We start from the raw sequence: 15,016 nt of genomic DNA on the forward strand, positions 1-15,016 counted from the left end.
GGGGGCGGGGAGGCACGGGAAGGCGCGGGGCGGTACGGGCGGGGAGGTTCCGCCCCGGACCCGTGGCCCCGTCAGGGACGGGGCACGTTCCGCAGGTTGGAGCGGGCCATCTGGACCATGCGGCCCACCCCGCCGTCCAGCACGATCTTGCTGGCGGAGAGCGCGAAGCCGGTCACCATCTCCGCGCTGATCTTCGGCGGGATGGAGAGGGCGTTGGGGTCGGTGACGACGTCGACGAGCGCCGGGCCCTTGTGCCGGAAGGCGTCCTTGAGTGCCCCTTCGAGCTGTTTGGGCTTCTCCACCCGCACCCCGTACGCCCCGGCGGCCCGCGCGACCGCCGCGAAGTCCGGGTTCCGGTTGGCCGTGCCGAACGACGGCAGGCCCGCGACCAGCATCTCCAGCTCGACCATGCCGAGGGAGGAGTTGTTGAACAGCACCACCTTCACCGGCAGGTCGTACTGCACCAGGGTCAGGAAGTCGCCCATCAGCATGGTGAATCCGCCGTCGCCGGACATCGACACGACCTGCCGGTCCCGGTCGGTGAACTGGGCACCGATGGCCTGCGGCAGCGCGTTGGCCATCGACCCGTGGCTGAACGAACCGATCACGCGGCGCCGGCCGTTGGGCGAGAGGTAGCGGGCCGCCCAGACGTTGCACATGCCGGTGTCCACGGTGAACACGGCGTCGTCGTCGGCCAGTTCGTCCAGCACCGAGGCGACGTACTCCGGGTGGATCGGGACGTGCTTCTCGACCTTGCGGGTGTACGCCTTGACCACGCCCTCCAGCGCGTCGGCGTGTTTCTTCAGCATCCGGTCGAGGAACTTGCGGTCGGACTTGGCCCTCACCTGCGGGGTCAGACAGCGCAGCGTCTCCCGGACGTCGCCCCAGACCGCCAGGTCCAGCTTGGAACGGCGGCCGAGGTGCTCGGGGCGCACGTCCACCTGGACGATCTTCACGTCGGACGGGAGGAAGGCGTTGTACGGGAAGTCGGTGCCGAGCAGGATGAGGAGGTCGCACTCGTGGGTCGCCTCGTACGCCGCGCCGTAGCCGAGCAGTCCGCTCATGCCGACGTCGTACGGGTTGTCGTACTGAATCCACTCCTTGCCGCGCAGCGCGTGCCCGACCGGGGCCTTCACCCGTTCGGCGAACTCCATCACCTCGGCGTGGGCGCCGGCCGTGCCGCTGCCGCAGAACAGGGTCACGCGTTTCGCCGCGTCGACCATTCGGCGCAGCTTCTCGATCTCCTCGTCCCCGGGCCGCACCGTGGGCCTGGAGGTGACCAGGGCGTGTTCGATCGACTTCTCCGGGGCGGGGCGGGCCGCGATGTCGCCCGGCATCGTGACGACGCTGACCCCGCCCCGGCCGATCGCGTGCTGGATGGCCGTCTGGAGCAGCCGCGGCATCTGCTCCGGGTTGGAGATCATCTCGTTGTAGTGGCTGCACTCCTGGAAGAGCAGCTCCGGATGGGTCTCCTGGAAGTAGCCGAGGCCGATCTCGCCCGACGGGATGTGCGAGGCGAGGGCGAGCACGGGTGCCATGGAGCGGTGGGCGTCGTAGAGGCCGTTGATCAGGTGCAGGTTGCCCGGGCCGCACGATCCGGCGCAGGCCGCCAGCGCGCCGGTGACCTGGGCCTCCGCACCGGCGGCGAAGGCGGCCGTCTCCTCGTGCCGCACCTGGATCCAGTCGATGCCGCGATGGCGCCGGATGGCGTCGACGACCGGGTTGAGGCTGTCGCCGACGACGCCGTACATGCGCTTGACACCCGCCCGGACGAGGATGTCGACGAACTGCTCCGACACGTTCTGCTTGGCCATGGGTGCGTACCTTTCCGCGCTTCGGCTTCCGGACTCCGCATCCATCAACCCATGGCACGCGGGGTTACGCCTCCCAGACGCCGACCCCCGTGCGGTCGTCGGAGTACCCCTTCACCCGGAGCTGGGTGTCGGCGAGGAAGGGGACGAGCCCGGGTGCCCCGCTGCGGGCCCAGCGCCCGGCGAGTTCCCCGGCGAGGGCCGGTTCGCCCCGCATCGGTTCGGCGAGACCGGTGCTGCACAGCAGCAGGGCGTCCCCCGGCCGGGCCACCGAGGCCCGGAAGCGAAACGGTTCGGCGGGCGGGTCGTCACCGGTCGTGGCCGGCAGCGGTTCGAGGTCCTGCCAGGCGTGGTCGCGCAGCCGGAAGAGCCCGCCGCCGCCGATGCCGAAGAAGACCCTGGTGCGGCAGTCGGGGTCCGCGGGCAGCAGGAGGCAGCGCAGCCCCGCCGTGTACTCCGGCGGCTCCAGCCCCTGTTCCGCGGCGCGGACGCGCAGCCTGCCGTACGTACGGTCGGTGAGGCGGTTCAGACCGGACTTGAGGTCTCCGCGCCGCCCCGCCCTGATGTCCTCGGCGAGCCGGACGTGGCTGCGGCCCACGGCCTCGCCGATCCAGCGGCAGGCATCGGCCGCCGCCAGGTGCGCCGACCGGGTGGCGCGGGCCCCGGTGGCCACGGCGACCAGGAGCAGCGCGTCCTCGTCGTCGCCGAAGCGCGCGGTGAGCAGCGCGTCGCGGCGGGGCTCGCCCCGGAACCGCGCGGAGTCCCCGCGCACGGACGCGGCGCGCAGGGTGTACGTGCCGTAGCGGGCGCCGTCCAGCACGGTGTCGGCGACGAGGCCGTCCAGCTCCTCGGCGGTGGCGGCGGGCAGGGCCGTGGGCTCGGCGTCGTAGGTGGGCGGGCGGTCACCCACGTGGCCGATCGCGAAACGGTCGGCGGGCCCGGGCCCCGGCTCCGGGACGCCGGGTACGACAGGGGTTTCGGGGACGACGGGGGTCGTGGGGGCGGCGGGTGCTCCCGGAGCGGTGGCGGACTGCTCGGTGATCGGCCTCCTGGGCAGCGGGGGCAGTGGCTCCGGCGCTCCGGCGCCCGGCTCCACGGCCGGGTCCGGCTTCGTGACCTGGTCCGGCCTCGCGAGGGGTGGTGGGTAGGGGGCCCGCGGGTCCACGGGCACGCGCGGCAACGGTACGGCGAAGGTGCGCGGACGCGACGGACCGGCCGGGGAATCCGTGGCGGGGGCGTCCGGGGCGTGCACGACCGCGGCCGGCGGCTCCCACGGGGCCCGCTCCGGCCGGAGTATCGGCGGACCGGGCGGCACGGGAGGCGCCGGTGGGGCGGGTGGTGCGGGTAACACGGATGGTTCGGGCGGCGCGGGCGGCACCGAGGGTGCGGAAGACACAACCGGTTCGGGGACCGGTGCCCCTCCCGAAGGTGCTCCTGCCGAAGGCGCCTCCCCCGCCGTCCTTGTCTCCCCCGCGTCTCCGCGCCCCGTACGCCCGTCCGGTCCCACCGCGTCCGACGCCGAGTCGAAACGGTCGTCGAGCGTGTCGGCCGCATCGCCCGTTCCGGTGTCCCGGGCGTCCTCGTCGTACAGCCTGTGCCACCAGTCGTCCTCACGGGCGGCGGGCTTCTCCCCCTGCTGACTCATTCCCTTATTGTCGGCCGCCCGGGCCGTACGAAAACGGGGCATCCGGAAAAAGCGGCTGCGAACACAGGTCCGCCGGGCGCCCCCACCCCCCACGGGAAGGACGCCCGGCGGACCGGCTCGGTGTGATCAGCGCACGGCGTATGCGTCGGTCACGGTCTGGACGACGGAGTTGCCGTTGGCGTCCGTCAGTTCGGTCTTCAGCGTGACCGGCTTGCCGGCCGCGCCCGCGTGGTTCACGGTCGCGGTCCACCGGCCGTTCTGCTGGGCGGTGGTCGCGGCGGTCCAGGTCTTGCCGCCGTCGTACGAGTACGAGACCTTGGCCGCGGTCAGCTTGCCGGGCGTGTAGCCGGCGTGGCCGGTGACGCTCAGGCCGATCTTCTGGCCGTCCTGCGCCGCGAGGGTCTTGAGCCCGTCGGCCGCCAGGTCGTAGCCCGGGAAGAGCAGCGGGATGCCCTGCGAGTACACGTTCTCGTCACGCTTCGAACGGAACTTCCAGGTGGTCTCGGTGCTGGTGGACCGCTTCCACACGGCGGCGGGCTGGCCGAACCGGGTGGTCTGCATGGTGAGTTCGTACGCGGCGTCCTCGGCCGGGACGGTGAACACCCCGGACGGCCAGCCGTTCTCGCCGATCAGCTTGCCACCGCTGCTCAGCCGCATGTTGCCCACGTCGCCGAAGGAACCCTGGAGACCGGCGTGCTCGCTGTCGCTCCAGAAGCCCGGGGCGACGCCGATCAGGTTGTCCTGGCGCTCGGCGGCGAGCTGGAGCTCACCGGCGGCGTCGCGCGGGGCGGCGGGGACCGGGATGCCCCGGTACCAGTTCTCCGTGCGCGTCGAGCCGGCCCGGTAGGTGCGCGGCTGATCGGTCATCATCTCGCCCCAGGGGAAGCTGGAGGAGAGGTACCGCGTCCAGGAGGTGTCGCCCGCCGAGTAGTACTCGGTGCGCTTGCCCGGGGCGGCGACGGAGTCGGTGATGGCGGAGAACGTCGCGCCGTACGGGCGGCTGATGAGCATCATGTCGACGTAGTCCGCCGCGACGCCCATCGCCTCGTAGTTGGCGGTGACCTTGCCGAGTTTCGTGTCGCGGACCTTGTAGGTGCGGTCCGAGGTGATCGGGCCGGTCTCCGGGAAGGCCAGGTTGTAGACGAACGGGCTGACGGCCGTGGCCTTCCAGCTCAGCTCGACCGGGCCGTCGGCCAGGGCGGACTTCAGCGCGGCGGCCTCGCCCGCCTCGATGCCGAGCGCGGGCAGCACCGCCTGGGCGAAGCCCATGCCCGGCTGCCAGGGGCCTGCGGCGGGGCGGTGGACGATGACGGCCTTGGCACCCGCGGCCTTGGCGTCGCGCGCCCAGGAGTAGATGATGCCGTCGTCGTCACCGACCTCGACCAGGGCGATCTTCCCTGCGACGCCCGCGGCCTTCAGCTCCCCGGGAGTGCCCTTTCCGGCGTCGACCAGGGCGGCGCGGCCCGTACCGTCGAGGTTGACGGAGCCGGTACTCGCCACCGTCGGGTGCAGCTCGGCGCCGCCGACGACCGACAACTTCTCGATCTGCGGGGCGTACGCGCGCCAGAAGCTGGCGAACTCGAAGTCGCCGTCGCTCGCCCGGCCCTGCACGTCGGCCAGGTAGTTCTTGACGGCGGAGCCGCCGTTGATGGAGCCCGAGTGCAGCCAGACGTCGTCCCAGCTGCGGCCGAACGCGAGCGTGGTGGAACGGTTCTCGGACACCCGGTCCGTGGTCTTGACCTGGACCCGGTGGGCCTTGCGGGCGTCCAGGACCACGGTGGTGTCCTTGGTGACGTTCAGCTGCGGCCGCGCGAGGTAGGCGACGGAGTCGGTCATGCGGCCGGTGGTGTCCTTCGGGTCGGCCGTGGTGACGAAGCCGGACAGGAAGTACGCGCCGGGGCGCACCTGGTAGACCTGGTCGGTGGCACCGCCGTTGAAGCGGCGCTCACCGCTGGCGGTGTCGGTGCCGATGACGTCCAGCGAGGAGGAGCCGGCCGCGGGCTTGCCCGCGCGGTCGACGAGCTTGACCCGCAGGGTGACGGTCTCGGCCCCGACGTACAGCGAGAACGGGGTGGAGACCTTGGCTCCGCCGGGGCCGGTGGCCAGTACGCGTCCGGTGACGTCGCCGTACTGGGCGGCCTTCAGCTTCGCCGTCGGGTCGATCTCCAGCGGGACCTCAACGGTGGCTCCGGCGGGCACCGTGACGGTGCGGGTGCCGAGCTTGGCGACCGCGGAGCGGACGGCCGAGCCGTCGTTGCCGGTGACGCCCTGGACGCTCAGCGAGAGCTTCACCGGCTTGGTGCCGGAGTTGGTGTACGGCACGTCGACCGTGGTGCGGTCGCTCCGGTCCTGCGGCCAGTTGAAGGTGCCGCCCTGGACGGCGGGGGCGCCGACGAGGGTGGTGTCGATGGCGGCCTCGACGTCGAGCCGGCCGCCGCCGGTCTCGCGCACGTCGCCGGGGATGTCGCTCTTCGCGGAGGACACCAGGGCCGCCTTGATCTGCTGGGCGGTCCAGTCCGGGTGACGCTGCTTCACGATGGCCGCGGCGCCCGCGACGTGCGGGGTGGCCATCGACGTACCGGACATCGACTGGTACGCGTAGAGGCCCCGGCCCCCGGCCGCGGCGGCCGAGATGGCGACGCCGGGGGCGGCGATCTCGGGCTTGAGGGTGTGCGAGACGATCGCGGGTCCGCGGCTGGAGAACTGGGCCGTGGAGTCGTCGCGGTCGACGGCGCCGACGGTCAGCACGCTCGGGGCGCAGCCGGGCGAGGAGACGGTGTTCGCCGTCGGGCCCGCGTTGCCGGCCGCGATCACGAACAGGGTGCCCCTGCTCTGCGCGAGCTCCTCGGCGGCGACGCTCATCGGGTCGGTGCAGTCGGTCGGTTCCGGGCTGCCGAGGCTCATGGAGACGACGTCGGCCTTCTGGTCGACGGCCCACTGCATGCCGGCGATGATCCAGGACTCGGCGCCGGAGCCGCTGTCGTTGAGGACCTTGCCCGCGAGCAGGTCGGCGCCGGGGGCAACGCCCTTCTTCTTGCCGCCGCTGGCGGCTCCGGAGCCGCCGACGGTGGAGATGGTGTGGGTGCCGTGGCCCTGGCGGTCGTCGGTGCTGTCGGAGTCGGTGAAGTTCTCCGAGGCGGCGATCCGGCCCTTGAGGTCGGGGTGTTCGGCGTCGACACCGGTGTCGAGGACGGCGACCTTGGTGCCCTTGCCGTCGTAACCGGCGGCCCAGGCGAGGTCGGCGCCGACCTGCTTGGTCGACTTGTCGAGGGTGGCCTGGACCTTGCGGTCGAGCCAGAGCTTCTTCGGACCCGCGGCCGAGAAGGAACGGGCGCCGCCGGTGAGGTCCGCCCAGAAGTCGGCGGCCTTCTTCTTGTCCGCCTTGAGCGCGACGCCGTCGATGGCGTCGAGCGCGAGTCCGCGCTCGGCACCGCGCGGGGTGGCGAACGTGGAACGGGCCCGGCCCTTGTCGTAGACGGCGATCAGCGGCAGCGACTTGCTGTGGGCGTCGTCGTAGCCCTGCCGGACGAGACCGGTGACGTTGAAGAGTTCCTCGTCGACCCGGCCCGCGGCCAGCGCCTCGACGGCGGTGTCGGGGTAGACGTAGAGGTCCTTGCCGGACTGCCTGGTCTGGACGAGGGGGACGGAACCGTCCTCGCGGGGCAGCGCGGTGACCGAGGCGGCCCCCGAACCGTCCGTGCTCACCAGGACCTTGTCGCCGGTGACCAGGGTCACCGTGACCGGCTTGCCCTTCTTGGCGTCGGCGGCGGCGCTGCCGGTCAGTGCTCTCTTACCCGTCGCGTCGTCCTGCGGCACTGCCGAGGACGGGGCGATCGCGGTGACGGCCAGGACGGCGGCGGTGGCCGCTCCCAGTGCCGTACGCGATATCGGACGCATCGCTCTCCCCAAGTGAATCCGGAACCAACCTGCGCAAACCGCAGCTTTCCGGAGGTTGTTGGTACTGCGGTGGCGCCACATTGGCAGAGCGAAGAGCGTTAAAGGGATGATGTACACGGCGGGTTTACGCCGTGGCCGCTTTCCGCCACGGCTGGACACCCGGCGACAGCGACATCGTGCGGAATCAGCGCGTCCATGAGGGGGCCGGGATGCTGGGAGCCATAGGTCTGGACGAGATACAGGAGTCCGCCTACCGTGCACTCGTGGCGGTGGGAGCTGCGGAGATAGCCGATCTCGCGCACCGGCTGGCACTTCCCGAGGCGGACACCGAACGGGCCCTGCGCAGGCTGGAGCAGCACGGGCTCGCCGCCCAGTCCTCCGCCCGCACGGGGCGCTGGGTGGCGGCCCCGCCGGGCGTGGCGCTCGGGGCGCTGCTCACCCAGCAGCGTCACGAGCTGGAGCAGGCGGAGCTGGCGGCGGCCCTGCTCGCCGAGGAGTACCGGGCGGAGGCCGCCGAATCGGCCGTGCACGATCTGGTCGAGGTGGTGACGGGGGCCAGTGCGGTGTCGCACCGCTTCCACCAGTTGCAGCTGGGGGCGGCGAACGAGGTGTGCGCCCTGGTCACCGGGAAGCCGATCGCGGTCAGCGGCATGGAGAACGAGGCCGAGGAGCGGGCCGCCACGCGCGGGGTGTCGTACCGGGTGGTGGTCGAGCGCGAGCTCCTCTCGCAGCCGTCCGGGATCATGGAGCTGTCGGCCGCGCTGAGCCGCGACGAGCAGTGCCGGGTCATCGACCGGGTGCCGACCAAGCTGGTCGTCGCCGACGGCACCCTGGCGATGGTCCCGCTGACCGGGCGCAGCGCCGAGCCCTCGGCCCTGGTGGTCCACGCCTCCGGGCTGCTGGAGTCGCTGGTGGGGCTCTTCGAGGCGGTGTGGCGTCAGGCCATGCCGCTCAGGCTGGGCGAGAGCGGCCTGCCGCAGGGGGAATCCGTCGAGCCCGACCCGACGGACCTGGAGATCCTGTCGCTGCTGCTGGCCGGGCTGACGGACGCGAGCGTGGCGAAGCAGCTGGATCTGGGGCTGCGGACCGTGCAGCGCCGGGTGAAGGGACTGATGGAGCTGACCGGGGTGTCGACCCGGTTGCAGCTGGGCTGGCACGCGTACGAACGGGGCTGGGTGGCCCGTACCCCGCGGGCCTGACCGGGGCCCGGGGGCGGGTCGCCGACCGCGCCCGGTGCGGGGCCGGTGACGGTGCGCCACCGGCCCCGCACCGTCGCCGGCCGGACTCCGGTACGGCTCCGAGCCGCACGGGCGGCCCCGTCCGGGGAGCGCTGACGGGCGGGACCGGCCGGACTCCGGCAGGCTGGTCGAATGAGCGTGTGGCAACTCGTCGCCGTCGGCCTGGTCATGCTCCTCGGCCTGCTCGGTGTGCTGGTGCCGGGGGCACCGGGGCAGGCGATCGTCTGGGCCGCCGTGCTGTGGTGGGCGCTGACCGACATGACGCCGGCCGCCTGGGGCGTACTGATCGGCGCCACCGCGCTGCTGTTGTTGAGCCAGGCGCTGAAGCCGCTGCTGCCCCCGCGCCGCCCCCACGAGTCGGGGGCACCGCGCAGGACGCTGACGCTCGGCGGGATCGGCGCGATCGTGGGTTTCTTCGTACTGCCGGTGATCGGTGCGGTCGTCGGCTACGTGGGAGCCATCTACGGGGCGGAACGGCTGCGGCTGGGCAGCCACGCGGCGGGCTGGACGTCGGTCCGCTCGGTGATGCGGGCGACGGGCTACTCGGTGCTCGTGGAACTCTTCGCGTGCCTGTTGGTGGCGGGGGCCTGGCTGGGCGCGGTGCTGTGGGGCTAGGGTCTTTCGTTTGGATCATGCCGGGCTCGCGTGCCCCGGCACTTCCCCAAGCTCTCGGCTGCGCTCGAGCAGGGGAGACCCCATCGCTCGCGGCGTTGTCGTCGGTCGCCATGGCTCCGCCATGTCTCCCTTCTCCGCCTTGCGATCGCACGCACCGGACCCCGCTCACTGATCCGGCCTGATCCAAACGAAAGACCCTAGGGCTCACCCACGAACCCCCTTCACACCAAAGCATTCTGACTGACCGTCATGCTTACTTCTCCCGGCTCTCCGGCGCCGGGTCCAGCAGGGCCGTGGCGGCCAGGAAGTCCTCGTGGGCCTCCCCGTACCGCTCGGCGGCGAGGAGGAACATGGAACGGTCGGTCAGGGCCCCGGCCAGGGCGGCCCGGCCCTCCGCCCCGACCAGCTCCGTCAGTCTGCGGGCGAGTGCCACGCCCCGGTCGAAGAACGGCCGGAGCGGTTCCAGGACGATGTGGCTGCGCCTCTCCCGCAGCAGTGCCGCGCGGATGGTCGCTCTGCGGTGCACGGCGATCAGTTCGGGCAGATGGGTGCGGGGGTCCGTGTCGGCCTCCCCGGCCAGGCGGGCGGCCCGCTCCTCCAGGGCCGGCAGGGCGTCGAAGTAGGCCCGGGCGGTGTCGCCCGACCAGGAGGTCGAGCCGAACGACGGTGCCGGGGAGTCGGGAGACGCCGGGGGTTCCAGTTCCCGGCCCGACAGCGCGAGCAGCATGGTCCACCAGGAAAGGACGTTGCTCCAGCTCCTGCGCTCCCCGGTTTCGTCCAGCTCGGCGAGGAGGCCGAGTGCCTCCTGCCGCGCCGCCGTCGCCTCGTCCCGGCGCCCGGCGGCGTCCAGCATCTGGGAGTGGCGGACGAGTTCCCAGACCAGGATGGCCGGCGGCCCGTTCCCGGCCGCGCACTCCTCACGGGCGGTGGCCACGATGCCCGCGAAGGCGTTCAGGGCCGCCCCGTGGTCCCCGGCGGCGTCCAGTTCGGCCGCCCACTCGATCGCGTCCCAGAAGGAACCCCTGTCCGGCTCCTTCGCGCCCCCGGCCCGGGTGAACCTCCCGCAGATCTCCGCGGCCTCCCGGTGGCGCCCCTCCTCCGCCAGTGCGACGGTCAGCCGGCCGTGCCCGTACAGGGGGCTCTGCACCTGCCCCGCCTCGAAGCCCTGCCGGCCGACCCGGGCCATCTCCTCGCACAACGCGAAGCCCTCCGCCCGCCGCCCGGCCTCGTACAGCTGCCGCTGGTGGGCGGAGAGGGCCCGGACGAGGGTCTCCGTACGGTTCGGATCGTCCGCCCCGATCCGCCGGGCGACGGCCACCGCCTCGGCGTACAGGGCCAGTTGTGCGTCCGGGTGATCCCGGAGCTCCCGCGCGTGGCCGGCCGAGATCAGCGCCCGGCAGAGCTTCGGCAGATAGGCCCGCGGGCTCACTTCGGCCAGCACCCGGTACGCCTCCAGCTCCTGCCGGGCGTCCGGCCGGCCCGACCCGAGCAACACCGTCCGCGCCCGCAGCACCGCATCCTGATCGACGTTCTCGGTGGGATTCATGACGGTGATTCTGGGACCCGGGAACAGGCCGGAACAAGGCCGGTCGGGTGTGCTTCCGGTCCTACGAAAAAGGCCGCTGACCTGTCATGATGGAGACGTCTTCAGCCCTTTCGGGGATTTTCCGGCCGCGTCGCACGAGGCGGGTTCAGCCGGTGCCCAGGAGCTCCAGGTGCCGCACCCCGTACGAGCGCCAGGGCCGCCACCGTTGCGCCCCCGGCCTCCCGTACGGGTCCACGTCGGGGTCGCCGAGCGCCCGCGTCCTGATGAGCGCCGCGGTCACCGGGCCGATCCCGGGCAGCCGCAGCAGGGCCTGCTCGGCCTCGTCGCGGTCGGCCCCGGCGTCCAGCCGCAGCTCCCCGCCGGCGAGCGCGGACGCCAGGGCCCGCAGCTCCGGGTCCTCGGCCGCCCCGGCCAGCACGGCGGGTTCGGGGAACACCCGGGTCAGCCCGCCGCAGGGCACGTCCAGCGCCGTCCCGTACCGCTCGACGAGCCGCGCCGCCGCCTCCCGGCCCACCAGGGCCCGGACGGCGAACTCCTCCGGGTCCGCGGCGCCGGGCGAACGCAGTCCCGGCCTGGCGGCGACCCCCGGGGCGAGCCGCGGGTCGGCGCCCAGCCGCTCGTCGACGGCGTACGGATCGGCGTCCAGGTCGAAGAGGCGCCGCAGCCGCTGGACGGCCGTCGTCAGGTCCCGCAGGTCCGTGAGGTGGATGCGGGCGTCCAGCCAGGAACCGGCGGACCGCTCGTCGACGGCCACGACGCCCGAGCCGTACGGGAGCCGCAGGGTGCGCCGGTAGGTGCGGGCGCCCGTCCCGCCGCAGACCTCCTCGATCCCGGCGACCGCCTCACCGGCCAGCAGGTCGAAGACCTGGCGCGCCGCGTACGGCCCCCGGTGGGCGAGCCGCAGCGGGATGCCGGTGGTCCGCCCCACCCGTACCGTTCCGCCGCGCCCCGTACCGGCCTCGGTCCGCAGTGCAGTCGGTGTGCGGGCGTAGATCTGCCGGATCGTGTCATTGAACTGGCGCACACTGGCGAAGCCGGCCGCGAAGGCGATCTCGGTCACGGGCAGCCCGGTCGTCTGGAGCAGCACCCGTGCGGTGTGGGCGCGCTGGGCGCGGGCCAGTGCGACGGGTCCGGCGCCCAGCTCCGCGTTGAGCTGCCGCTGCACCTGGCGCGAGCTGTAACCGAGCCGGTGGGCGAGGCCGGGCACGCCCTCCCGGTCGACCACGCCGTCGCCGATCATCCGCATGGCGCGGCCCACGACGTCGGCCCGGACGTTCCACTCCGCCGAGCCGGGCACCGCGTCCGGGCGGCAGCGGCGGCAGGCCCGGAAGCCGTTTCCCTGCGCGGCGGCCGCCGTCGGGTAGAAGCGGACGTTCTTCCGCTTGGGGGTCACGGCGGGGCAGCTCGGCCGGCAGTAGATGCCGGTCGTCTCGACGGCGAAGAAGAACTCCCCGTCGAAACGGGCGTCGCGGCTGCTCACCGCCTCGTACCTGGTCCGTTCGTCCATCACGGAATCCAGTGTGCGGCACCCCCCGGCACCGCACTGGCGGATTTCGGACGCGGCCCTGCGCGCGGTCGGCCGACGCGCGGGGCCGTGGGAACACGGCCGCGGCTACCGAGCCCGGCCCCGCTTCGCCTCCATGGCGGCGCGCCCCTCGGCCCCCTTGCGCTTCCAGTCCCGCAGGATCTCCGACCGCAGCCGGGCGTCGGTCTTGGCGACGATGCGCTGGTTCTCGCGCAACAGCTTGCGGAAGCTGTCGAGGCGCCGCTCGTGCAGCGAACCGTCCTCGATCGCCGCGAGCACCGCGCAGCCCGGCTCGGACTCGTGGGCGCAGTCGTGGAACCGGCACTGCTCGGCCAGCTCCTCGATCTCGGAGAAGACCTGGCCCACGCCTTGCTCCGCGTCCCAGAGACCGACCCCGCGCAGCCCCGGGGTGTCGATCAGCACGCCCCCGCCGGGCAGGACCAGCAGGTTGCGGGTGGTGGTGGTGTGGCGGCCCTTGCCATCGACGTCACGGGCGGCCTGCACCTCCATCACGTCCTGGCCGAGCAGGGTGTTGGCGAGGGTCGACTTGCCCGCGCCGGACACCCCGAGCAGCACGCTCGTACCGCCGGAGACGATGGCGGAGAAGACGTCGATGCCCTCCCCCGTGGCGGAGCTGACGGGCAGCACCTGCACCCCGGGGGCGACGCCCTCGATGTCCTGGACCAGGTAGGACAGCGTGGCGGCGTCCGGCACCAGGTCGGCCTTGGTCAGCACCACGATCGGCTCGGCGGCGCCGTCCCCGGCGGACCCGTCCGTGCGCAGCAGCGCGTCGCCGGAGGAGCTGGACATGGCGAGCGCGAGGAAGCGCTCCACCCGCCCCAGGTCGAGTTCCACGGCGAGCGAGACGCAGATGACGATGTGGTCGACGTTGGTGGCGAGCACCTGCCCCTCGGAGCGCTGCGACGACGTCGAGCGGACGAAGGCGGTGCGCCGCGGCAGCAGCGTGCGGACGAACTGCGGATCACCGTCGGGATCGACGGCGACCCAGTCACCCGTGCAGACGATCCGCATCGGATCGCGCGGGACGACGAAGGCGGTGTCGGCCCTGAGCATGCCGTCCGGGGTGACGACATCGCACTGGCCGCGGTCGACCCGCACCACACGCCCGGGAAGCAGACCCTGTTCGGCGTACGGCGCGAACTCGGCCTCCCACTCGGCGTCCCAACCGTACGGGGACAGCGGGTGCGCGGCGGACGAGCCCTGGAGGGAGGAGAGAGCGGACGAGAAAGACTGGAGGGACAAGGGAAACCCTTCGAAGGGTGGCCCCGGCAACGCGCTTGCGGGCGCGGAGAGTTACGAAGAGGTCAGCCGGTGACCACGGGGGTGGGAACGATGTTCTTCCGGTTGTGGGCAACGCCCATCGCAACGACAGTCATCACGGTCCTCACCTCCTGGTTCACACATGAACCCGACACCGGCGGCTCAGCACGCCGTCCGGAACTCCGCACACGATAGCCCGCGTCCGTCGGGCGGCTCAACACATTTACCGGGACGCGCGCCGCATCCGCCGGATCGGGGACCACGCTCCGGGCCGTATTCATCGGAGTTATCCGGCTATCTCGCTCGATCAGGTGATACGCATGCACAACCACCGGTCCGGGGCCGTTATGGTGCCGAGCATGACCTCACCCCAGACCGCCAACGGCACGTTCACCCAAGCCCAGTTGGGCACGATCACACTGATCGGGTGGAGCGGCGAACACCCTGACGGCGGCCACGACGTCGCCTTCCTCCTCGTCTACTCGCTGGGCGACGGCACGGACGGTCCCGCCGCCGGTGAGGCCGCCATGCGCGTGGCCCTGGAGCGCTGCGGACTGCCGGTCGGCAACGGCCCGGTGTACGCGGCGGAGCACCCCGGCCTCCAGGTGAAGCTGCTCGTCCAGGCGGGCCAGGCCGTTCTGACGCTGCCCCACTTCACCGCGCAGTACCCCGCCCCGCCCGAGTGGCTCGCCGCCGCGAACCAGCGGGGCGAGGTGCACGCGATGTTCGCGACCCGTCCGTGGCCCCAGGGCGCCCCGGGCCGCCCGGTCGACGAGGGGCTGCTGCGGTCCTTCGCCGGCGATCCGGAGGTCATCATGTCCTCCGCCCACTGCGTGCTCCCGGTGCGCAGCCTGGGTTGATCCGCCCCGGCACATGACGATGCCCACCGCCCCCGTGGCGCGGTGGGCATCGTCATGTGCGAAGCCCGGGGCGTTGTTGCCCCCGGTCCTGCTCGGCGGTCGGCCGTGCCCCGTGAACCGGTGGGGCACAGCCGTGCGGACGACCGCGGGAACGGTCCCGGGTCGCCCGCACGCCGGACGCGTCAGTTGTTGGCGATCCCGTTGCCCGACAGCACCGGGATGCCGTTGACCAGGTGCGACAGCGCCTCGTCGCCCTTGGCCTGGGTGGAGTTCTCGGCACACTGCTGGTTCTGCGGCGAGGACAGGACGTTGACGTCCTGGACCGCGACCGGCACCAGCAGGCCGACGAGGGCACCGGCGTTGGCCTTGAGCGGCAGGCCGACACAGGCCTTGTTCAGCGTGCCCTGGACGAGCTGGACCTGCGGGCTGCCGTCGCCCTCGGTCACACTGTTGCCGAACGAGTCCACGGCGCCGTTGCCGTTGACCGACGTCGTGCCACCGTCGTTGCCGATCGCCATGGCCGCCGGGGCCATCGCGGCGGACAGGCCGACCAGGGACACGGCCACTGCTGCGCCGGTCATCATCTTCTTCATCACGC

Annotated in this window: 10 protein-coding genes; 3 read left to right on the forward strand and 7 right to left on the reverse strand. The window is 72.6% G+C overall.

Going from position 1 to position 15,016, the window contains the following annotated elements; translation table 11 throughout:
* Positions 1-71 precede the first annotated feature (71 nt).
* The 3 genes from ACFYW1_RS01300 to ACFYW1_RS01310 form a co-directional block, all read right to left on the reverse strand.
* A complete protein-coding gene (locus ACFYW1_RS01300; protein ID WP_388985448.1) occupies positions 72-1,814 on the reverse strand; it encodes a pyruvate dehydrogenase in 1,743 nt (580 codons plus the stop codon).
* A gap of 64 nt (positions 1,815-1,878) precedes the next feature.
* A complete protein-coding gene (locus ACFYW1_RS01305; RefSeq protein ID WP_388985450.1) occupies positions 1,879-3,456 on the reverse strand; it encodes a protein phosphatase 2C domain-containing protein in 1,578 nt (525 codons plus the stop codon).
* A 126-nt stretch (positions 3,457-3,582) separates the two neighbouring features.
* Positions 3,583-7,353, reverse strand: a complete 3,771-nt coding sequence (locus ACFYW1_RS01310) for a S8 family serine peptidase (protein WP_388985452.1) — start codon at positions 7,351-7,353, stop codon at positions 3,583-3,585.
* Positions 7,354-7,562: 209 nt separating this feature from the next.
* On the opposite strand from ACFYW1_RS01310, the gene ACFYW1_RS01315 reads away from it, so the two are divergent.
* Positions 7,563-8,552 (forward strand): helix-turn-helix domain-containing protein, encoded by a 990-nt coding sequence (locus ACFYW1_RS01315; RefSeq protein ID WP_388985905.1) that lies wholly within the window; start codon positions 7,563-7,565, stop codon positions 8,550-8,552.
* 171 nt (positions 8,553-8,723) lie between these two features.
* The gene (locus tag ACFYW1_RS01320) at positions 8,724-9,206 is read left to right on the forward strand and encodes a DUF456 domain-containing protein (RefSeq protein WP_388985453.1); all 483 of its coding nucleotides are present in this window, start codon (positions 8,724-8,726) and stop codon (positions 9,204-9,206) included.
* A gap of 253 nt (positions 9,207-9,459) precedes the next feature.
* Here the strand turns inward: ACFYW1_RS01320 and ACFYW1_RS01325 are convergent, their stop codons facing one another.
* The 3 genes from ACFYW1_RS01325 to rsgA form a co-directional block, all read right to left on the reverse strand.
* Positions 9,460-10,752: a hypothetical protein gene (locus ACFYW1_RS01325; RefSeq protein WP_388985455.1), complete on the reverse strand. Its 1,293-nt coding sequence runs from the start codon at positions 10,750-10,752 to the stop codon at positions 9,460-9,462.
* Between the two features lie 145 nt (positions 10,753-10,897).
* The gene (locus ACFYW1_RS01330) at positions 10,898-12,259 is read right to left on the reverse strand and encodes an AlkA N-terminal domain-containing protein (protein WP_388985907.1); all 1,362 of its coding nucleotides are present in this window, start codon (positions 12,257-12,259) and stop codon (positions 10,898-10,900) included.
* Positions 12,260-12,364: 105 nt separating this feature from the next.
* A complete protein-coding gene (gene rsgA / locus ACFYW1_RS01335; RefSeq protein WP_388985457.1) occupies positions 12,365-13,540 on the reverse strand; it encodes a ribosome small subunit-dependent GTPase A in 1,176 nt (391 codons plus the stop codon).
* 377 nt (positions 13,541-13,917) lie between these two features.
* On the opposite strand from rsgA, the gene ACFYW1_RS01340 reads away from it, so the two are divergent.
* Positions 13,918-14,418 (forward strand): DUF5949 family protein, encoded by a 501-nt coding sequence (locus ACFYW1_RS01340; protein ID WP_388985459.1) that lies wholly within the window; start codon positions 13,918-13,920, stop codon positions 14,416-14,418.
* 182 nt (positions 14,419-14,600) lie between these two features.
* Here the strand turns inward: ACFYW1_RS01340 and ACFYW1_RS01345 are convergent, their stop codons facing one another.
* Positions 14,601-15,011: a rodlin gene (locus ACFYW1_RS01345; protein WP_388985461.1), complete on the reverse strand. Its 411-nt coding sequence runs from the start codon at positions 15,009-15,011 to the stop codon at positions 14,601-14,603.
* Positions 15,012-15,016 lie beyond the last annotated feature (5 nt).

This window comes from Streptomyces sp. NPDC002669 (genome assembly GCF_042889165.1).
GTDB lineage: Bacteria > Actinomycetota > Actinomycetes > Streptomycetales > Streptomycetaceae > Streptomyces.